The sequence below is a fragment of the Collinsella sp. CLA-ER-H3 genome, assembly GCF_040092425.1.
Lineage (GTDB): Bacteria > Actinomycetota > Coriobacteriia > Coriobacteriales > Coriobacteriaceae > Collinsella.
Genome location: NZ_JBBNLP010000002.1, coordinates 19,533 through 39,770 on the forward strand (window position 1 = coordinate 19,533; position 20,238 = coordinate 39,770).

General features: G+C 61.6%; 18 protein-coding genes. 8 read left to right on the top strand and 10 right to left on the bottom strand.

The window, feature by feature from the left end:
- Window positions 1–161: 161 nt before the first annotated feature.
- Window positions 162–515: a hypothetical protein gene (locus AAAX32_RS01690; protein WP_226790394.1), complete on the bottom strand. Its 354-nt coding sequence runs from the start codon at window positions 513–515 to the stop codon at window positions 162–164.
- A gap of 184 nt (window positions 516–699) precedes the next feature.
- Here AAAX32_RS01690 and AAAX32_RS01695 point away from each other — a divergent pair, with 184 nt between their 5' ends.
- Both AAAX32_RS01695 and AAAX32_RS01700 read left to right on the top strand, forming a co-directional pair.
- Window positions 700–2,043, top strand: a complete 1,344-nt coding sequence (locus tag AAAX32_RS01695) for a homoserine dehydrogenase (RefSeq protein WP_349099735.1) — start codon at window positions 700–702, stop codon at window positions 2,041–2,043.
- Window positions 2,044–2,257: 214 nt separating this feature from the next.
- Entirely contained in the window at window positions 2,258–3,007 is a 750-nt protein-coding gene (locus AAAX32_RS01700) for an SDR family NAD(P)-dependent oxidoreductase (protein ID WP_349099736.1), read from the top strand.
- 345 nt (window positions 3,008–3,352) lie between these two features.
- On the opposite strand, the gene AAAX32_RS01705 is transcribed toward AAAX32_RS01700, so the two are convergent.
- Window positions 3,353–4,915 carry a cation:proton antiporter gene (locus AAAX32_RS01705; RefSeq protein WP_349099737.1) on the bottom strand — a complete coding sequence of 521 codons (1,563 nt, stop codon included), beginning with the start codon at window positions 4,913–4,915 and terminating at the stop codon, window positions 3,353–3,355.
- Window positions 4,916–5,099: 184 nt separating this feature from the next.
- Between AAAX32_RS01705 and AAAX32_RS01710 the strand changes: the two genes are divergently transcribed.
- Window positions 5,100–8,846: a phosphoribosylformylglycinamidine synthase gene (locus tag AAAX32_RS01710; RefSeq protein WP_349099738.1), complete on the top strand. Its 3,747-nt coding sequence runs from the start codon at window positions 5,100–5,102 to the stop codon at window positions 8,844–8,846.
- Between the two features lie 101 nt (window positions 8,847–8,947).
- Window positions 8,948–9,883, top strand: a complete 936-nt coding sequence (locus AAAX32_RS01715; protein WP_349099739.1) for a DMT family transporter — start codon at window positions 8,948–8,950, stop codon at window positions 9,881–9,883.
- A gap of 189 nt (window positions 9,884–10,072) precedes the next feature.
- On the opposite strand, the gene AAAX32_RS01720 is transcribed toward AAAX32_RS01715, so the two are convergent.
- The 4 genes from AAAX32_RS01720 to AAAX32_RS01735 form a co-directional block, all read right to left on the bottom strand.
- Window positions 10,073–11,215 carry a GGDEF domain-containing protein gene (locus tag AAAX32_RS01720; protein WP_349099740.1) on the bottom strand — a complete coding sequence of 381 codons (1,143 nt, stop codon included), beginning with the start codon at window positions 11,213–11,215 and terminating at the stop codon, window positions 10,073–10,075.
- 187 nt (window positions 11,216–11,402) lie between these two features.
- On the bottom strand, window positions 11,403–12,425 hold the full coding sequence (locus AAAX32_RS01725; RefSeq protein WP_349099741.1) for a 2-keto-3-deoxygluconate permease: 1,023 nt from the start codon (window positions 12,423–12,425) through the stop codon (window positions 11,403–11,405).
- Between the two features lie 150 nt (window positions 12,426–12,575).
- The gene (locus AAAX32_RS01730; RefSeq protein ID WP_035137063.1) at window positions 12,576–12,899 is read right to left on the bottom strand and encodes an AzlD domain-containing protein; all 324 of its coding nucleotides are present in this window, start codon (window positions 12,897–12,899) and stop codon (window positions 12,576–12,578) included.
- On the bottom strand, window positions 12,889–13,581 hold the full coding sequence (locus AAAX32_RS01735; protein WP_349099742.1) for an AzlC family ABC transporter permease: 693 nt from the start codon (window positions 13,579–13,581) through the stop codon (window positions 12,889–12,891). The genes AAAX32_RS01730 and AAAX32_RS01735 overlap by 11 nt, the downstream gene beginning before the upstream one ends.
- Window positions 13,582–13,707: 126 nt before the next feature.
- Between AAAX32_RS01735 and AAAX32_RS01740 the strand changes: the two genes are divergently transcribed.
- Window positions 13,708–14,520, top strand: a complete 813-nt coding sequence (locus AAAX32_RS01740) for an HD domain-containing protein (RefSeq protein WP_349099743.1) — start codon at window positions 13,708–13,710, stop codon at window positions 14,518–14,520.
- Here the strand turns inward: AAAX32_RS01740 and AAAX32_RS01745 are convergent.
- Genes AAAX32_RS01745 through AAAX32_RS01755 form a run of 3 tightly spaced genes read right to left on the bottom strand, consistent with a single transcriptional unit; the run spans window position 14,517 to window position 18,142 of the window.
- Window positions 14,517–15,722 (bottom strand): electron transfer flavoprotein subunit alpha, encoded by a 1,206-nt coding sequence (locus AAAX32_RS01745; protein WP_349099744.1) that lies wholly within the window; start codon window positions 15,720–15,722, stop codon window positions 14,517–14,519. The genes AAAX32_RS01740 and AAAX32_RS01745 overlap by 4 nt on opposite strands.
- Window positions 15,723–16,538 carry an electron transfer flavoprotein subunit beta/FixA family protein gene (locus AAAX32_RS01750; RefSeq protein ID WP_349099745.1) on the bottom strand — a complete coding sequence of 272 codons (816 nt, stop codon included), beginning with the start codon at window positions 16,536–16,538 and terminating at the stop codon, window positions 15,723–15,725.
- Window positions 16,539–16,540: 2 nt separating this feature from the next.
- Window positions 16,541–18,142: an FAD-binding oxidoreductase gene (locus AAAX32_RS01755; protein WP_349099746.1), complete on the bottom strand. Its 1,602-nt coding sequence runs from the start codon at window positions 18,140–18,142 to the stop codon at window positions 16,541–16,543.
- Between the two features lie 346 nt (window positions 18,143–18,488).
- Here AAAX32_RS01755 and AAAX32_RS01760 point away from each other — a divergent pair, with 346 nt between their 5' ends.
- The 3 genes from AAAX32_RS01760 to AAAX32_RS01770 all read left to right on the top strand — a co-directional run bounded on the left by AAAX32_RS01760 (window position 18,489) and on the right by AAAX32_RS01770 (window position 19,981).
- The gene (locus tag AAAX32_RS01760) at window positions 18,489–18,785 is read left to right on the top strand and encodes a hypothetical protein (RefSeq protein WP_349099747.1); all 297 of its coding nucleotides are present in this window, start codon (window positions 18,489–18,491) and stop codon (window positions 18,783–18,785) included.
- The gene (locus AAAX32_RS01765) at window positions 18,782–19,291 is read left to right on the top strand and encodes a hypothetical protein (protein ID WP_349099748.1); all 510 of its coding nucleotides are present in this window, start codon (window positions 18,782–18,784) and stop codon (window positions 19,289–19,291) included. Before AAAX32_RS01760 ends, AAAX32_RS01765 begins: the two co-directional genes overlap by 4 nt.
- A gap of 90 nt (window positions 19,292–19,381) precedes the next feature.
- Complete coding sequence (locus tag AAAX32_RS01770; RefSeq protein ID WP_349099749.1) at window positions 19,382–19,981, top strand: hypothetical protein; 600 nt, start codon at window positions 19,382–19,384, stop codon at window positions 19,979–19,981.
- 31 nt (window positions 19,982–20,012) lie between these two features.
- On the opposite strand, the gene AAAX32_RS01775 is transcribed toward AAAX32_RS01770, so the two are convergent.
- On the bottom strand, window positions 20,013–20,225 hold the full coding sequence (locus AAAX32_RS01775) for a hypothetical protein (protein ID WP_349099750.1): 213 nt from the start codon (window positions 20,223–20,225) through the stop codon (window positions 20,013–20,015).
- Between the last annotated feature and the right edge of the window lie 13 nt (window positions 20,226–20,238).

Consider the following 20,238-nt stretch of genomic DNA (forward strand, 5'->3'; position numbering starts at 1 on the left):
TATTTCAACTTTTCTTTTGATTTGTTCATTTATCCATAATCATGCGTATTTCTGTCGGTTTATGCAGTTTAGCCACTTTATTGTGTGAAAGTAATGTTTCCGTTCTGTTACAGGCGTCCCCGCCCTGAATAAAACGGCCCCACCGGTCTCGTTATATGCACTTAGGCGGCGATGTACTTGCCGTCCTGAATCACATAGGCCGTAGCGGGCTTTTCGACTTGGCCCTCATCGTTCCACGTCAGCTCGCCCGTCAGGCCCTCGATCTTGATCTTGCGCATGGCCTTGGTGAGCTGGTTGGTAAAGCTCGTGGAAGAATCGTCCTTAAAGGTCTCGGTATCAACGATATCAAGCTTGGACGCCTTGGCCTGCTCGGCAAAGGCGTCGGCAACGCCCGAGCTGTACGTATCGCCGGAGTTGTAGAACAGGGCGACCTTGGCGTCCGTATACTTCTCGGCCAAGAACTTCGCGGCGCTGGTGCCCATGGTGGGGTCGGTGAAGCAAACCTTATGGTGCAAACGTTGACAGTTTGTTACGGAGTTCCGTTTGTAGCGAGCGTGTTTCCAATGTTTCCGCAGCGTTTCGGGGGTGGCGTTTTGTGCTGCTCCCGCTGCCAGGCAAGCACGCGCCCGCACTTCACGCTAGAATGCACTCAACCTTTAAGCGGTTAATCCATCCATAAGATGCACGAAGGAGCTATCTATGAGCGAACCCATGCGCACCGTGAACGTCGGTCTGATCGGTCTGGGAACCGTCGGCGGCGGCGTGGCCCGTCTGATCAAGAGCCACCACGATGAGTACCTGGCAGCCTACGGCATCGACCTTAAGCTGACCCGCGCCTGCGCGCTTGCTTGGGAGCAGGCCGAGGCAGCAGGCATTGAGCGCGAGGCCTTTACGAGTGACTGGCACGATGTCGCAACCGACCCCGCCGTCGACATCGTCGTCGAGCTGATCGGCGGCGAGCATCCCGCAACCGAGATCTTCACCACTGCCTTTGAGCACGGCAAGCACGTCGTCTCTGCCAACAAGGCCCTGCTGGGCCGTCACGTCGAGACGCTTGCCGAGAAGGCGCGCGCGTGCGGCGTGCAGATTAAGTGCGAGGCCAGCTGCGGCGGCGGCATCCCCATCGTGAGCACGCTTGAGCACGACCTGGTAGGCAACAAGATCCTGACCATCGCCGGCATCCTCAACGGCACCACCAACTACATCCTGTCGCGCATGGACGCCGAGGGCGCCGATTACGCCGACGTACTTGCCGACGCACAGGCAAAGGGCTATGCCGAGGCCGACCCGTCCGCCGACGTCGACGGCTTCGATGCCGCCAGCAAGACAGCCATCCTCGCCTCCATCGGCTTTGGCACCCGCGTTACCACCGACGATGTGTACCAGCAGGGCATCCGCACCATCGGTGCCGAGGATATCGCCCAGGCCCGCGAGCTCGGCTACACCATCAAGCTGCTGGGCATCGCCCGCAACACCAACGCCGGCGTCGACGTTCGCGTGCATCCCACGCTCATCCCGGCAGACCATATGCTCGCCAAGGTCAACGGCGCCATGAACGCCGTCTACGTGGTAGGCGACGCCGTGGGCGAGACCATGTTCTACGGTGCCGGCGCAGGCTCCTTCCCCACCGCGAGCGCCGTCGTGGGCGATATCCTGTCGCTCTCCGAGCAGATCTGCCGCGGCGTGGCTCCGCTGCCCGAGATTGAGCCCTATGGTCACAACCTCGCCTTTAAGCCCATGGACGAGCTCCAGACTAAGTACTATGTGCGCCTGAAGGTCGCCGACCGCGTGGGTGCCCTGTCCGAGACGGTCGACATCTTTGCCAAGCACAACATCTCGATCTCGCTCATCAACCAGGTCGAGGACGGCAAGTCGGGCGCCAGCGATACTTGCTCGGTCATCTTCCTGACGCACCGCGCGCTCGAGAAGGACGTCCAGGCTGCCACCGCCGAGCTTGCCAGCGTCGACTGCGTAGCCGAGGTCGCCAACGTCCTGCGCATCGAGGACGTTGAGGCTTGGACCGAAGGCGTCATGGCGAACTAGCTCAACGCTCGCCTAGCAATACACGCTTTGAGGGCTCCCGTCCGATGCGGGACGGGAGCCCTTTTGTCTCCTGCCCTAAGCACAACGGCAGAGCACATTTGCGCGAGCCGCTCATCGGTAACGCGGGCTACCGTTCACCGATATGCAAACACGGCCGATTCCAGTTACGGCTACGCTGTGCTGCGAATGTCCGCCCGCGATGAGAGGAAATACCATGTTGCTCGAGGGCAAGAAAGCAATCATCACCGGAGGCACGCGCGGTATCGGCTATGCCATCGCCTGCCGTTTTATCGAGGAAGGCGCCGCCGTCACCGTCTTTGGCTCGCGTCAGGAGACCGCCGATGCGGCCGTTGAGAAGCTGACAGCCGCCTATCCCGACGCCAAGGTCTGGGGCCGCTCCTGCGACCTCACCTCACTCGAAGCCGTGACCGAGGCCTTTACCCAGGCTGCAGCCGACATGGGCGGCTTGGACACGGTCGTCAACAATGCCGGTATCTACCAGCGTTCACCCCTCTTGGACTACACGGCCGAGGAGTTCGCAAAGGTCATGGACCTTAACGTCGTCGCCGTCTTTAATGGCCACCAAGCTGCCGCCAAGATCATGACCGAGGCCGGCCACGGCGGCACCATCACCACCACGAGCTCGATGGTTGCCAAGTACGGCCAGCCCTCTGGCGTCGGCTATCCAACGTCCAAGTTTGCCGTCAACGGCATGGTCCAGTCGCTCTCGCGCGAGCTCGCCCCCATGGGCATTCGCGTCAATGCCGTAGCACCCGGTGTAACCAAAACCGACATGGTCGCCAACCTGCCTGAAGAGGTTATTAAGCCCATCGTCGCCACCATTCCGCTGGGTCGCATGGGCGAGCCCGAGGATGTCGCCAACGCCTTTGTTTTCCTGGCGAGCGACATGTCCTCCTACGTCACGGGCGCCGTGCTCCCCGTCGACGGAGCCGCCCGCTCTTAAGGGACCACAAGCCTCAGCTCCCAGCCTCAACATAGTCCAACAAAGAAGGCGCGCCGTCTGCATCAACTGCAGGCAGCGCGCCTTCTTCTGTTTGAAAGGGAAGCTGTGTCCCGGAATTCCGACTCAGACCGGGACGCAGCTTCCCTCAGGGCCATGTTTCGGAAAGAGCGCCCCGTTTTGAACGCCGATTCTGGGATACCGTTTCCGCAACGGATCTCTCGCGGAAACTGCATCCCACTCTGAGCGCCCATTCCGGGACACAGTTTCCCAACGGCCCCCGTTTCGGAAACCACATCCCGTTCCGAGCCTTCAAAGCGGGACGCGGCTTCCCCGAGAGAGTATCGACTACTTGCCGTCGTCGTCCTCGGCTTCTTCTCTTGCATAGAGCTCCAACATGCGGCGGCGGTATTCGCGCACGGCGAGCTTGGCGCGCTCCAGGCGGCGACGCTCGCGCGGGGTCAGCTCGGACGGGTCGACCTCATCACCATAGGTCTTATCGGCAAGAAGATGCGCCGCGTCCACGATGCGGGCATCGATGTGGCCGCTCGCCGCCTCGGCGGAAAGACGCTCGGCAATCGTATCGAGCGTAGGCAGGCCCTCGAATACGCGACCATGACCATGCGAGGTCAGCAGCTCGTGCTCGCGTGCGAGCAGGCTCGCCAAATCGTGATGGGCGCGCAGGATATCGAGTGCCTCGGCAGGGCGCTCGGCAACTTCTGCCACGGCGGCGACCGGTGCGGCGTCGACCACGTGGTAGAAGAGCTGTGCGAGCAATGGCATCAAGAACACCGTGATGGCACCGGCGGCAACCATGACCGACGCAATATCTTGCGACAGCGCGCCCGCGTTGACGGCAACGCTTGTCACGGCAACGATGATCGGCAGGGCCGTGGTACAGTACAGGGCCACGGTAATGCGCCCATACGCCGACACATCGCGCGTCGCAGGACAAATGCTCATAGAGACAAGAATCGGCACCGCGCGAATGATCAGCAGCGCCACGATAAAGCCCACGAGCAGCCCGGGGCGCGACACCACGGCCGTCAGATCGATCTTTGCGCCCGACACGGTAAAGAACACCGGGATCAAAAAGCCATAGGCCAGGCCATCGAGTTTAAGCTCGAGCGTATGGTTGCCCTCGGGGATGATATAGCGCAGGACGAAGCCGGCGGCAAAAGCGCCCAATACGATATCGAGGCTAAAAATGGCGGAAAACGCCACGAGCGTGACCAAAATAAGCACCGTCAGGCGCACGAACGTCTGCGATGTGGTATCGGCGCGCTCCTGAATAAAGGCGAAAAAACGGCTGCCGATGCGTTTGGAACGGCCGGGGACCACGGCAAGCAGCACGCACACTGCGGCAAATAAGCCCAAGATTAGCAGCGTCTCGATACCCGTACGGGCAGACAGCAGTACCGACATGGCGAGCACGGGGCCGAGCTCGCCCCACGTACCATAGGCGAGAATCGAATCACCGACGCGCGTTCCGGCAAGTAACCGCTCGCGCAAGATGGGCATGAGCGCCCCAAGCGCCGTCGAGGTCAAGGCGAGCGTCACGGCGATACCGTCGAAATGGCTGACCGAGAACCACGGGGTAAAGCGCACGGCAAGCCAGGCGATGCCAAACGTGACGGACCACGTCGCCAAGCCGTAGCGCCCCTCCACACCCGTAATGTTCTTAGGATCGATCTCAAAGCCGGCAAGCAGGAACAAAAAGGCCAGGCCGAGCTCTGACACCAGCGAGACCTCGGCATCCACATGGATAAGGCCGAGCATATGCGGGCCCAGCACCGCGCCGAACACGAGCAAAAAGACCGTTTCGGGAACGGGTTTTCCAGGAATCGCCGAGGCGATGAAGGGGCTTGCAAAGGCCACGAGTGCAATGATGGCGAGTGAAACGAATGCCATGTGATGCCTTTCTCTTGTTTGCGCTTCACTGTAGCACCCTCGCCGTCCTCAACGCGCCGCGAGCTGTCGTATCATAGTGAGGTTTACAAACATGTGGCTCAAGGCGACCGCAGGGCAGGCCCCGCAAACCGACCGCTGCCGCATACCGTACCGTACGCCCAACCGATCAGGAAGGCAGGAACCAATGGTCTCTCGTATCTACGTGGAGAAGAAACCCGGGTTCGACGTCGAGGCTCAACAGCTCAAGGGCGAGCTGACCGAGATTCTCGGCATCAAGGGCATCGAGGCCCTGAGGATCATCAACCGCTACGACGTCGAGGGCATCGACGAGGAGCTTTTCCGCTCCTGCGTGCCGACCGTCTTTAGCGAGCCCCAGGTCGATGTGACCTACGACGAACTCCCCGCAAGCGATGGCGCCGTCTTTGCCGTCGAGTTCCTGCCTGGCCAGTTTGACCAGCGCGCCGACTCCGCCAGCGAGTGCGTGCAGCTCATCAGCCAGGGTGAGCGCCCCGCCGTGCGCTCCGCCAAGGTCTATATGATCTCGGGCGCTCTGGACGAGGCCGCCATCGAGGCCATCAAGCACTACGTGGTGAATCCCGTCGAGGCCCGCATCGCCTCGCTCGACCTGCCCGAGACGCTGTACATGGAGACTCCCGAGCCCCAGCCCGTCGAGGTGCTCGACGGCTTCCGCAAGCTCGACGAGGCCGGCCTTGCCGCCTTTATCGCCGATCGCGGCCTTGCCATGGACGAGGCAGACATCGCCTTCTGCCAGCAGTACTTCCGCGATGAGGACCGCGACCCCACCATCACCGAGATCCGCGTAATCGACACCTATTGGTCCGACCACTGCCGCCACACCACTTTCGGCACCGTCCTGGACGACGTGACGATCGACGACGCCGTGGTGCAGCAAGCCTTCGACCGCTACATGGAGATGCGCCACGAGCTCGGTCGCGACGCCAAGCCCGTCTGCCTCATGGACATGGGCACCATCGGCGCCAAGTACCTTAAGAAGACCGGCGTCATGACCGATGTCGACGAATCCGAGGAGATCAACGCCTGCACCGTCAAGGTGAAGGTCGATGTCGATGGCGAGGACCAGGACTGGCTGTTCCTCTTTAAGAACGAGACCCACAACCACCCGACCGAGATCGAGCCCTTCGGCGGTGCCGCCACCTGCGTGGGCGGCGCTATCCGTGACCCGCTCTCGGGCCGCAGCTATGTGTACCAGGCCATGCGCGTCACCGGCGCCGGCGACCCCACCGTCCCGGTTTCCGAGACGCTCGAGGGCAAGCTGCCGCAGCGCAAGCTCGTGACTACTGCCGCCGCCGGCTACTCCAGCTACGGCAACCAGATCGGCCTTGCCACCGGTCAGGTCAACGAGCTCTATCACCCCGGCTACGTGGCCAAGCGCATGGAGGTCGGCGCCGTCGTGGGCGCTACCCCGGCAAACCACGTTCGTCGCGAGTGCCCCGCCCCCACCGACAAGATCATCCTGCTGGGCGGCCGCACCGGCCGCGATGGCATCGGTGGCGCCACCGGCTCCTCCAAGACCCAGAACACCGAGTCCATCGAGACCTCGGGTGCCGAGGTCCAGAAGGGCAACGCCCCTGTCGAGCGCAAGCTGCAGCGTCTGTTCCGCCGCGGCGACGCCTGCCGTCTGATCAAGCGCTGCAACGACTTTGGCGCCGGCGGCGTCTCGGTCGCCGTGGGCGAGCTTGCCGACGGCCTGTATGTCGACCTGGACACCGTGACCAAGAAGTACGACGGCCTGGACGGCACCGAGCTCGCTATCTCTGAGTCCCAGGAGCGCATGGCCTGCGCCGTCGCCGACGGTGACGTCGAGGAGTTCATGGGCTACGCCGCCGAGGAGAACCTGGAGGCGACCGTTATCGCCGAGGTTACCGCCGAGCCGCGCATGCGCATGGCCTGGAACGGCGTCGCTATCGTCGACCTGTCCCGCGAGTTCCTCAACTCCAACGGCGCACCCAAGCACCAGGTCGCCCACGTGTGCGCCCGTAGCGTGTGGCAGCCCAGCTGGGCCGGCACCACGCTTGCCGAGCGCATGACCTCGCTCGTCACCGACCTCAACGTCGCTTCCAACAAGGGTCTTTCCGAGCGCTTCGACTCCACCATCGGCGCCGCGACCGTGCTCATGCCCTTTGGCGGCAAGACGCAGCTCACTCCGAGCTCTGCCATGGTCGCCAAGTTCCCCGTGGACGGCGAGACCACCACGGCGAGCGCTATGGCATGGGGCTTCAACCCCTACCTGATGGAGGCCGACCAGTTTGCGGGCGCCTACCTGTCCGTGGTCGAGTCCATCGCCAAGCTCGTTGCCGCCGGCTTTGAGCACAAGCGCGCCTATCTCTCCTTCCAGGAGTACTTCGAGCGCCTGCGCACCGAGGCCGAGCGCTGGGGCAAGCCCATGGCAGCCGTCCTGGGCGCCCTTATGGCCCAGGTCGACCTGGGCGCCGGCGCCATCGGCGGCAAGGACTCCATGAGCGGCTCGTTTGAGGACGAGGCCGGCGAGCTTAACGTTCCGCCGACCCTGATCAGCTTCGCTGTCGCCGTGGGCAAGGCGGCCCGCGCCGTCTCCCCCGAGTTCAAGGGCCTCACGCACCGCGTTGTCCGTATCGCCCCCGCCACCTATGGCCAGGACTACCGTCCCGATGCCCAGCAGCTTCTCGCCGCATTTGACGCCGTCGAGGCGCTCACCGCCGCCGGCGACGCCCTGGCCGTCTCCACGCCCGGCTACGGCTGCGGCGCCGAGAGCCTCTTTAAGATGTGCGTCGGCAACCAGATCGGTATCGAGCTTGCCGAGGATGTGGACGTGGAGAGCCTCTTCACCCCGCTCTATGGCAGCTTTATCGTCGAGCTCGCCGAGGACGCCGAGCTGCCCGAGGTCGCCGACGGCGTTGTCGTCGAGCCCCTGGGTACCACCGTCGAGGGCTATGTCATCGACACCGGCTCCGAGGTTATCGAGCTCGCCGAGCTCCAGGAGGCCTGGGAGAGCGGCATCGAGGGCGTCTTCGCCTACCGCAGCGCCGGCGAGACCCCCAAGGTCGAGACCATCGACTTCCGCGCCAAGGATATCCACGTGTACGGCGGCGCCAAGATCGCCCGTCCGCGCGTGATCATCCCCGTGTTCCCCGGCAACAACTGCGAGTACGACAGCGCCCGCGCCTTCCGTGCCGCCGGTGCCGAGGCCGACACTTTCGTGATCAACAACCTCACGCCCGAGGCCGTCGCGGAGAGCACCCACGAGCTTGCCCGCCGCATCCGTGCAAGCCAGATCGTCATGATCCCCGGCGGCTTCTCGGGCGGTGACGAGCCCGATGGCTCCGCCAAGTTCATCACGGCGTTCTTCCGCGCTCCTGAGGTCACCGAGGCAGTCCGCGACCTGCTCAAGGCCCGCGACGGCCTGATGCTGGGCATCTGCAACGGCTTCCAGGCCCTGATCAAGCTCGGCCTGGTGCCCTATGGCGACATCGTCGACGCCACGCCGGATGCACCCACGCTGACCTTTAACACCATCGGCCGCCACCAGAGCCGCCTGGTGCGCACCCGCATCTCGTCCAACCTGTCCCCGTGGCTGTCGCAGTGCAGCCTCGACGACCCCTACACCGTCGCCATCAGCCACGGCGAGGGCCGCTTTGTCGCCAACGACGAGGTACTCGCCCAGCTTATCGCCAACGGCCAGGTCGCCACGCAGTACGTGGGCGAGGACGGCAAGCCGAGCATGGATCTTTCCGTCAACCCCAACGGCTCCGCACTCGCCATCGAGGGCATCACGAGCCCCGACGGCCGCGTCCTGGGCAAGATGGGCCATGCCGAGCGTCGTGGCGACAACCTGTACCGCAACGTGCCCGAGCATGTCCCCGGCGACAAGTTCATGCCGATCTTTGAGAGCGGCGTAGCCTACTTCGCCTAAACCTTTCCCATCGGGTACAATCCCCTCGGGTAACAACACCCGCCACCGGCACGCCCGGTGGCGGGTTCTTTTTTGCTTTGCGCGTATAGGAGAAGGACATCATGGAAAGCCGCCAGCCGTATCTCGCCACCCTGCCCGGACTCATCCTGGGCTGTCTTGTTTGCTGTGCACTCTGGGGGTCGGCCTTTCCCTGCATCAAGATCGGTTACGCACTCTTTGGTATCCCGGCGCACGATAGCGCCTCGCAGCTGCTCTTTGCTGGTTTGCGCTTCACGCTTGCCGGTATCCTGGTTATCGCCGGTATGCGTGCAGCCCAGCGACGCCCGCTCGTCCCACAGGTACGCGACATTAAGTCCATCTGCATTCTGTCGCTCTTCCAGACTATCGGGCAGTACTTCTTTTTCTATCTGGGACTCTCGCACGCCAGCGCCATGTCGAGCTCCATCATCGAGGCCAGTGCCAACTTCCTCGCAATCCTCTTTGCCGCCTTGGCATTTCACACCGAGAAGCTCAATACGGCCAAGGTGCTTGGCTGTGTGCTGGGCTTTGCCGGCGTCGCGCTCGTCAACCTTTCGGGCGCGGATGGCACCTTTGGCTTTACGCTCGACGGCGAGGGATTTATCTTGGCTTCCACTGTTGCGGGCGCCCTGTCGACCTGCCTCATTGGCATCTTCTCGCGCGAGCATGACGGCGTCTTGCTCGCCGGCTGGCAGTTTTTGGTTGGCGGCCTGGTCCTTACCGCCATCGGATTTTTGATGGGCGGTGCGCTCTCCCCCGCGGCGATTGCCCCCGCCATCGCGCTCATCATTTATATGGCGCTTATCTCCGCGGTCGCCTACTCGCTGTGGTCGCGTCTGCTTGCCGTCAACCCCGTCAGCCGCGTCTCGGTCTTTGGGTTTATGAACCCGGTCTTTGGCGTACTGCTGAGCGCGCTGCTGCTCGGCGAGGGCGCTGGCACGAGCCCCATTACCGTCATCGTTGCCCTGCTGTTGGTCTGCGGCGGCATAATCATCGTCAACAAACCCAAAAAAGCCTAGCGAGCTCACCTTTTTAGAGAGAGCCTTCACACACTTTAGCTTAATGGAATGCACTGGCTCTCGTTGATTTCGTACCGAGCCGCGGCGGCAGACGCTCGTCTTGCCGCACCGCGCCTGGGCGTTATGGCCGGTGGCCCCCGCAAACGCAAAAAGGGCGCACGACCATCGCAACGGTCGTGCGCCTTTTTTCTAGCGTATCTGGACGCCGGCTTTCTTTTTCTCGGCCTTGACGCGGTAGAGCTCCGCATCGGCAGCGCGAAGTAAGTCTTGCCAGGTATCAACACTATCGCCAACCCGCGCGTAACCGATGGACATCCGCAATGCATACGGCACCTCGGCACGAGCGAGCTCGTCGTTAATCGCCGAACACAGGTCTATGATGTCCTGTTCCGCCGCTGCCTTTTGGAACACCACAAACTCATCGCCACCATAACGCGCGATAAAGCCACCAGACGCCGAGCAGACCTCTTTGAGCGTAGCAGATATGACCTGGAGGGCATGGTCACCCTCCACATGTCCATAGCGATCGTTAATCTGCTTAAAGCCGTCGGCGTCCATCATAAGCAGATATACATCTTCGGCCTGATCCACATTTGAAAAGAGCGACAGCATATAGGTCTCAAAACGGTTGCGATTGTTGAGGCTAGTCAACGGGTCGGTCGAGATCAGCTGCTCCTGGTAGATGATGTAGAGCAGCAGGATGCTCAGCGTTATACCGACGCAAAGGCCCGGTACCGAAAACAAAACCTGGAAGGTACCACCCACCAGAGCGGGAACCGCAAAAAAGGCGAGGGTGCGATAAATGGCCTTCTTTTGCAGACTTTCGACTTTTCGAGCCTGAATAAAGGCATGCAAGGACGTATATATGATGTAGCAGTAGCTAACGATAGGTTGAATCATATAAAGCGCTCCGCGACGATATACGCCCTGCGCATCGATATAGAACATAGTGTGCGTCCAGTAGCTGGTAAATGCCAGCACGACCACCAATACGGTTGGCAACGTCACGATCGCAACCCTATAGCGCGCGGTCAAAAGGCGAGAGCCCTGCACTGTCTCGGAATAGAAAAACCAAATGAGGCACGCGATGGCGAACAGCGAAAACGAGACCGCGTTGGAAATCCAGTTGGCCGTGATGCCTACAGGAGTGCTCACGCCGTCCGAGAGCGTCCAGATCATATCGAAGAAAATGTAGGCAGCAGAGGTGTAGCCGAGCATGCTAAACAAGAGCTGCTGGGTACTCGAGAACAAGGAGCGACGGCTTCGTGCGGCAAGCCCGATAAGAACAATCATGCATAGCAGGAATATCTCAATCTTGAGTGCCTTAACCACTAGACGCCATCCCTTCAATATCCAAGTGGTCAGAATCGCCCGATTCGTGTCTGGGCAATAAACACCCCTACTCCGCAGGGGTAAGGGGAATCATAGCAGAGCGCCCGAACGTCACTGCAAGACAGCTTTCGTTCGGGCGCTCAAACGGCGCGAATTGCACGCCGGCATCATTGATTGGTAGCGATTGCTATTCACCATCGATGTCGGTCGCGACGGCCTCCTCGATGGCCTCGACACCGGCAGGCGACAGATCCTCCTTGCCCTGGCAGAACTTCTTGTCGACCCAGCCGGTCAGAATCGGAGCCAAGATTGCCGTGATGATGACAGCGGTGGCGATCTGCGCATACGCGGTGGGCGCAAGCTCGGCATAGCGCGGAGCGACCTCGGCGAGGGCGACCGGCGTGGTCATAGCCGTGCCGGCGATAGTGGAGCAGGCAACGGCCGCCTTACCGTTACCGCCGCACAGGCGCTCAAACGCAAAGGTAATGGGACCGACGATAAAGAGCGTGATGAGGCCCAGCAGGATGCCCGAAATGCCGCCGGTGATGAAGCTCGACAGGCTCATGGACGCACCGAGCTGAAAACCGATAACGGCAATCGCGGGATTGGCGCCGGGGACCAGCAGGTTCTTGATGAACGGGAAGAGGTTGCCCAGAACCATGCCGATTACAAGCGGCAGGATGGATCCGATGATGGTGCCGACGGGGATGTTGGCGAGACCCGAGACACCGAGGATGATCATGGTGACGGCGGGGCCGGCCGTAAAGAACAGGATACCGACGGCGCCCTGCTCGGACTCATCGCCGAACTCGCCCATGATGCCCGTATAGAGCGCCATGTTGCAAAACGTGATGCCGCCGATGATAGACACGGAGCTCAGGCCCAGGAAGTTGTCGTTAAAGAAATATGCCACGCCCAAGCCAAGGGCAGCCGCAACAACAAGCTTGGGGATCAGCACGACGATGCCGGTCTTGATAGCGCCCGGCGTGGACTTAAAGCTGATGCCGGCACCCACAAACAGCAGGATCGCGGCGACGATGGTGTTGGAACCACCGCGGCAGGCGGCGGTAAAGAAGCCGCCGATCTCAAAGACCTGCGGACAGAAAGTGTTGAGCAAAAGGCCAACGATCATCGGGTAGATCATGATGTCACCCGGGATACGCGGTACCTTGAATTTCTTTTGCTCGTTGGCGGTCGCTTCCTGTGCCATGAAACCCCCATTTCCGCTGACGCAGAACAAAAGTCCACGTCATGCTTTGCTACAGTAAAGTTTGACCATGGTACCAGAAGAAATAGACCAGCTCGGTGAAAAATTCGACAAGTTGGGATGGAACGAGATTCGGCGCCCGCGACGCCACCCCTATATAAGGCTCAAGACGATATAGAGTACGATGCCCGAGACGCAGCACCACAGCATCGATTTTGTCTTGACCGCCACGACCACGACGCCGGCGGCCGCAATCCAGGGAACCAAGGCAGGCCAGAGTCCCGCGTCGAACGCGCCGGGGCTCACCAAGTCGTTGGCGACCAGCGCGGCAAAGGCAGCGGGCGGGATATAGCCCAGGGCCTCGGTAATGCGGGGCGACAGGGTCCGCCCGCGCAAGGCGAACGCCGGCGCGATGCGAAAGAACGCGATAGCAGCCCACGACGACAGCCACAGAACCAAGAACTCGTTAACGGGCATCGCGGGCACCTCTTCCGTCAAATACAGCATCGCGCGCCAGCGCAATGGCAATGCCGACCACGACGCTTGCCGGCACGGCAATATTCGTGAGGCCCAAGAACTTGCATACGGCGACGGACACCGCGCCCGAAACCGCCGCGACAACGTTGCCGCGCGACAGCCGCTGCGAAAAGAGCAGGCAGATAAAGAGCGAGGTGCAGACAAAGGCTGCAATGGCGGTGGGAACATCGACAACGGTGCCGACGATGCCGCCCGTCGTACACGAAACGCCCCATGTTGCGATAAGGATCACGTTGAGCACGAAGGACTCACGCGGGCCCCAGTCGTCCTTCTCGACCAAATTGGCTAGCGAGATGCCGTACGCTTCTTCGGTAAGCGTCGCGGTGACCGCCAGCGTCTGACACTTCGAGGCACTCTTCAGATGCGGGGCAAGCGATGCCGAATATAGTGCAAAACGCGAGGAGATGGCGGCGACGCTCGCGATAATCGAAGGTGCCGGTACGCCCGCCAGCCAAAGATTGCAGATCATAAACTGGCCGCTGCCCGTCACAAACGTGCTGCTCAGGGCAAAGACCATCCAGGGCTCCATTCCCGTCTGCCCCATGATCATTCCGCACGGCGCGCCTATTGCAACATAGGTAAGCATCACTGGCCAGACGGTTCTAACGATTTTGAGCACCATACGCTTCTCATCCTGACAAGGTCTCCGAGCCGCATGTAGCGACACGGCAGAATCATCATCCGACAGCAACCGAGTTCACCTACAATTGCCACCGGATCGAAAGACACAACTTTTTAGGAAGTCATTATGACAGCTATCGATCGAGACCGGGCGCGCGCGGCCTTCAAAAGCTACACCGATGCCTACGACGCCACCAACCCACGCATCGCGCTCAAAATCGAGCATACGTACCACGTGGCCGAGGCGTGCGATGCCGTAGCGCGCGAGCAGGGCTGGTCGTCAGAAGATATTGACCTGGCATGGCTTTGCGGCCTGCTACACGATATGGGCCGCTTTGAGCAGCTGCGACGCTGGGACACCTTTAAGGACGCCGAGAGCATGAGCCATGCGGCGCTGGGCATCGAGGTCCTCTTTGGCGAGAATCCCGACGATGCACCCGCCGTAACGAGCATCCGCGACTTTATCGATGACCCGGCAGAAGATGAGCTCATCCGAGCGAGCATTGCCTATCACAGCGATTTCCGCCTACCCGCGCGGCTCGACGTGCGCACGCGGAGCTTCTGCGATATCGTGCGCGATGGTGACAAGATCGACATTATGCGCACCATCGCCGACAGCACCGTCGACACTATCCTCAAGGTGGACGAGAAGACGTTTCTCGGCAGCCGTTTCTCGTCGCCGACACTTGCCGCCTTTGACGAGCACCGCTGCGTCGCACGCGATGAGCGCGATGAGCCCGCCGACTTCTTGGTGGGGCTTATCTGCTTTATGTTTGAGCTCGTCTATCCAGCAAGCCGCGCGCTGGCGCGCGAACAGGGCGATATCCACCGCCTGCTCGACGCGCCCTTTGGCATTACGCGGCCCTTTACCGACCCCGCCACGCAGGCAACCTGGAGCCGCCTAAAGGACGAGATGCGCGACTGGCTGGCGCGCGCTTAGCGCTCAAGCTGGGCCAGTAGCTCCTCGACGACCTCGACGGCGTCCCCAACAACCTTGTACTGGGCAGCACCAAAAATGGGGGCATCCGGGTCCTCGTTGATGGCGATAATGCACTCCGCCCCACCGATGCCGGCAAGATGCTGGATGGCGCCCGAAACACCGATACTCACGAGAAGCTTGGGCGAAACCGATACGCCGGTCTGGCCAATCTGATGGCGATACTCCAACCAGCCGGCCTCCACGACAGGTCGCGTGCAACCAAGCTCGGCTCCCAGAGCCTCGGCGAGCCTTCGCATCAGGGGCAGATTCTTCTTGGAGCCAATGCCGCGACCCACCACGACCAGGCGCTCGGCATCGGCGATCGAGGCCTGCTGCCCCCACTCCTCGGCGGGAATCGAGATCTCGACACGGGCCTTAGCATCATCCGCAAGCGATATCTGGGTGATCGTGCCGGAGCGGTCGTAGTCAAAGTCGGGCGCCTTAAAGATGCCGGGACGAACCGTTGCCATCTGGGGACGATGATTGGGGCAGACGATGGTGGCCATCAGGTTGCCGCCAAACGCCGGACGCGTCTGTTGCAGCAGTCCCGTCTCCGTATCCATCGAAAGTACGGTGCAGTCAGCCGTAAGGCCCGTCTGCAAGCGTACGGCAACTCCGGGTGCCAGTTCGCGGCCAAAAGCGGTCGCGCCGTATAAGATGGCCTCGGGTTTGCGTTCGGCTACCAAATCGCAGATCAAGCGGGCGTAGACCTCCGCATCGTTTTGGCGCAGGCGCTCGTCGCGACAGGCCAGGACTTCGTCGGCGCCCGCGCAAACCAGATGCTCCAGGTCGCCGAGAGAACCCTCGGGGCCCATGCCGGCCAGTGCCACCAGACGGCAGCCGCGAGCATCGGCAAGCTCGCGGCCCTTGCCCATAAGCTCATAGGCAACGGGAGTCACCGTATCGCGCTCGTCGGTCTGCACGAATACCCAAATGTCTCGATACGCATCGAGGTCAACCGCACCAACGGCCTCGTCACGCTCGATCGAGATAGCGTTGACAGGGCAGGCGTCGACGCACCCACCGCATAGGATGCAGCCGTCGGTTACGCGGGCGCATCGGCTGGGTCGCTCGCCTTCCACTACGATGCCGCCCGAGGCACAGGCGTGAACGCAGCGACCGCAGCCGATACAGGCTTCGCTATCGATAATCAGTCCGCTCATCTATGCCATCCCCTCGATAATCTTGGCAAGTTTTGCCGCCTGCTCGGACGCCGTTCCGTCAACGTCCTCGCACGTTTGGTCACGGTCGGGCACAAACGAGCGCACGACCTGTGTCGGCGACCCGGCAAGACCGCAACGCGCGGGGTCGGCGTTCACGTCGGCGGCACTGACCACGCACACGTCCGCCTCCTCCGCCGCGCGAATACCGGCAATACTCGGCATACGCAACTGGCCAATCTCCTTGGCAGTCGTCATCGCACACGGCATCTCAAGATAGACCGTCTCCTCGCCGGCATCGCATCCGTGAACGAGCGCCAGCGAGCCACACGTCGTAAAGCCCGCGCTTTGCACGCAGCTCACGTCGGTCACGCAGGGAATCTCAAAGGCACCGGCAAGCTCGGGGCCAATCTGGGCCGTATCGCCATCCACCGCCATCTTGCCGCAGATGAGCAGGTCGAAGTCCTCGTCGAGCGCCTCGATGCCGCATTTGAGAGCATAGGTGGTCGCCAGGGTATCGGCACCCGCAAAGGCGCGATCGGTCAGCAGCAGCGCGTCGTCGGCACCTCGAGCGATGCAGTCGCGCAGCAGCAACTCGGTCGCGGGGATGCCCATCGACACCACCGTTACGCGCACGTCCATGCCAAAGCCGATAAAGTCGTCTTTCAGCGCCAGCGCGCATTCCAAAGCGCTCGCATCAAAGGGATTAATGACCGTCTGCTTGCCATCGCGCACGATGGTATTGGTCTTGGGGTCCATCTTGACCTCGGTGCTGCCCGGCACGGCCTTGACGCACACCACCATATGGAAATCGCTCATCTTCACGCGCCCCCTTTCTGGACGAGCTCATCCAAGAGCTTCTCCGAAAACAGGTTGCCGCGACCCAGCTGCCCGTCGGGATCGAGCTGGAGCTTGAGCCGCGCCGACTCGACCATGGCCTCGTGACCGTACATCGTCTCTAAGAAGCCCGCCTTGATCTTGCCGACGCCGTGCTCGGCAGAAACGGCACCGCCCATAGCCGTTACCTCCGCAGCCCACTGGGCAAACAGCTCGCCACCGCGACGGTAGTCCTGCGCATCGCGCGGCAGGATGTTCACATGCAGATGGTTGTTACCGATGTGCCCCCAGGCAGCAGATTCAAGCCCACTTTCGGCCAGTGTGCGGCGATAGAGGGCCACGACATCGGCAAGGCGTGCATTGGGCACCGACATGTCCGAACCCAGTTTGGTGATGGTGGGATCCGTGCGGCGACGCTCGTCGATAAGCATATTGACGCTCTCGGGGACCGCATGGCGGAAGAACCGCTGGCACTCGCGATCGACCTCGGTGCGCGCGACCCATGTCGCATCGTCGCTGCCGCCCGCAAGCTCCAGTACCCACCCCAAGTGATACAGCTCCTCAGTCGCCTGAACTTCGTCGTCGCAGTCGAGCTCCACGTAGACACAGACCTTGGCCTCTTTGTCGAGCGCCGGCAGCGAGGCGAACGCGGTCGACTGCTCACGCTGACGACGCAGGATATCCAGGGCGCCAGCATCGAAGTACTCGATGGCAGCCGCATGGGACAGGACTGGGCGCACGGAATCGGTGAAGGACACGGCCTTGTCTTCGCTGTCAAAGAAACAGCTCACGCCCCAAACGACCGCAGGTGCCGCCTGCAGGGCAATCTCGAGCTCGGTGATAACGCCGAGCGTGCCACAAGCGCCGATAAAGAGGTCGATGGCGTCCATTTCGTCCGCAACGAAATAGCCCGAGGCATTTTTTGTCTTGGGCATGGTATAGCCGGGAAGATCGAGCTCGAGTGTACGGCCCGCTGCCGTCACGAGCGATAAGTGGCGGCCCCGGGCAAAAGCCTCGCCGCGCTGAAGCTCAAGCAAATCGCCATCAGCCAGCGCGACGTGGAGTCCAGTGATATGCGGACGCATGGGGCCATAAGCGTAGCTGCGGGCGCCGGAGGCGTTGCATGCCGCCATGCCGCCCAGACAGGCAGACGCCTCGGTGGGATCGGTGGGAAAAAACTGCTCCGGGGCCTCTTGGAACTCCTCGTAGGCCTCAAGCGATGCCTGGTCCCAACCAGCGATCGGCAGCACCTTCTTGCTCAGCTGCTTGCGCAGCTCCGAGAGCACAACGCCCGGCTCCACACGCAGCAGAAATTGACCTTGTTCATCGCGGCGAAGGCCCAAGTAGCGATTCATACGGGAAGTATTGAGGATATGCCCGCCGTGGGGCACGGCACCGGCGGCAAGGCCGGTTCGGGCGCCCTGAACCGTTACCGGGACACACTCGGCATGGAGCTTTCCCAAAATGGCGCGGACCTCGTCTTCCGTCGTCGGAAACGAGATGCTCGAGGCCTCGCCCGATGCGCGAGACTCATCGCGACCATACTCTTCGAACTCGTCGGTGAAGGGTTTAATGGTTGCAGACACGCGAACTCCCCCTTTAGCTAACTACAGTGTTTGCAGGGAGATGTTACCGCATCGTTTCGTCGACGTGTTCGAGACCGTCTCCATAATTGGCGATTTTTACGTTCGTGCAATTCGGCGAACGGCAAGGCTTCCTCGGCAGACGATGCTTTTGACACATATGGCCCCGCCGTTGCCGACCGCGCGATTGTCGCTCGAAAAAAGTTGGAGTATTTTTTGCCGCCTTTTACCTGCGGAGACGCCAATCCGTCAAGCATTTGGTCAGAAATTGGTCAAGTAGCGGCTGATACGGTCGGCGTCGACAGCCAAAACCGATAGAAGTTTTGGCCCCAGAAGCAGGGAGGTTCCCATGGCATATTACTGGCCCCAGTACGGCATCGCCATCGAAGTCGACGACGATCCCCATCTCCTGCCTTTCGACGAAGAGGCATTCCCCGATACGACGGTCTACCACGTTACCACCGATGTGATCTGCGACCCCGAGTCGTTCTCGGCGCTCGCCCACCACATCGCGCATATCCACGACGTCGAGCTCCCTCCCGACTTCGACGAGCTCGTCTACTCGCGCCGTCTGATGCTTCACATGCTCTTTGGAGCGGACCCGTCCACCTTTGCGCGCATCTATACCGCCAAGGATGCCGCATGAGCGCGAAGAAGCCACCCCACTTTGCAGGCCTGGGGCATCGCAGGAAGCTCATCGTTGCCTGCCTGGCCATCGTCTGTGCCCTTGTCGCCGTAGGACTATACGCTTGGCAGTCGCAGCCCGTACCCGAGGCGGGCGCTTCGGTTACGACGGCCGAGGGCAAAACGCGTCAGGAAATCCAAGATGAGCTCGACGCTATCGTCCGCGACAACATGATGACGATTTCGGTCGCGCCGGTCGCTCAGCTGCAGGAGGACGGCAAGCTGCGCGTCAACGTGCAAAACGTCCAAGACAATAAATTTCCCCAGCGATTCCGCGTCATCCAAAACGACGAGACCATGTACGAATCCGGTGTGGTCGAGACCGGCAAGACAATCGAGACGTGCCCCGCCGGCGACATCAAAGAAGGCGAGGCGTACATCGAGATCCAGGCACTCGATGCCAAGACCCTCGACAGCCACGGCAATCCGACACGTGTCAAGGTGCGGGTTGAGCAAGCCGAGAACTAGCTTTTCCGGCCGACGCGGCACCGCACGCAATTCACCAGCATTCGTCCAATCATCGCGGGGACGGCCCGCGGCGAATAGAAAGGAACGACCATGGACATCACCAGGAACATGAACGGAGCCAGAGCGCTCGTCGTGGGCGCAGGGCTCGCGCTCGCGCTCGCAATGGGCGCTGCCCCGACGCCAGCTATGGCGGCCGGGCGCATTGGAACCACGAAAGTAATGGTCAGGACCGAGATCGACAACGTTGAGTTCAAAGTTCCGACGGTTATTCCCTTCGTCGCCAAGGCCGACGGCACGCTCCAGGGCCCCTCAGAAGACGCGACCACCATCGATAATCATTCGGCCTACGGCATCCATGTCACCAACATGAAGATCGACGCCATGAACACCTGGACCATTGCTGCCGACGCCAAGGCCGGAACCGCGCAGAACTCCATCGACTTTAAGGTCGGCCCCGACGGCGCACTCCAGAACGCCAGCGCCGCAATGCAGGGGACGGGCCTCGATCTTTCCAAGAACGCAGCCTTCGACATGGGCTACCAGGGCATTGCCGGCGGCAAGGACAAAATTAAGCTCAAGACAAGCGGAAACGTCGCCCGCGTCACGCGCGACATCTTCCACGTAACCGGCGAAGGCGATCAGGTTGCAACGATCACCTGGACGGTCGAGCCCGGTGCGCACACGGCATAAGGCCGTCGCCCTGGCCGCCGCCGTCAGCATCCTAGCGTTTGGCCCAGCCATGGCCTTTGCCCAGCAAGAACAGGCGCAGGCCGCCACGCAAGTGACGGTCGACCTCTCGGGGCTCGACCGCGGCGACCGCGAGGAACCATTGGCGCAGACAGGCGATGGACGATGGCTCTTGGCAGCAGGCGCCACAGCAGCAGGCGCAGGAACCGCCGGCCTCGGTCTGCACATCAAACGCAGCCAGAAACAAAACATGGACAGGC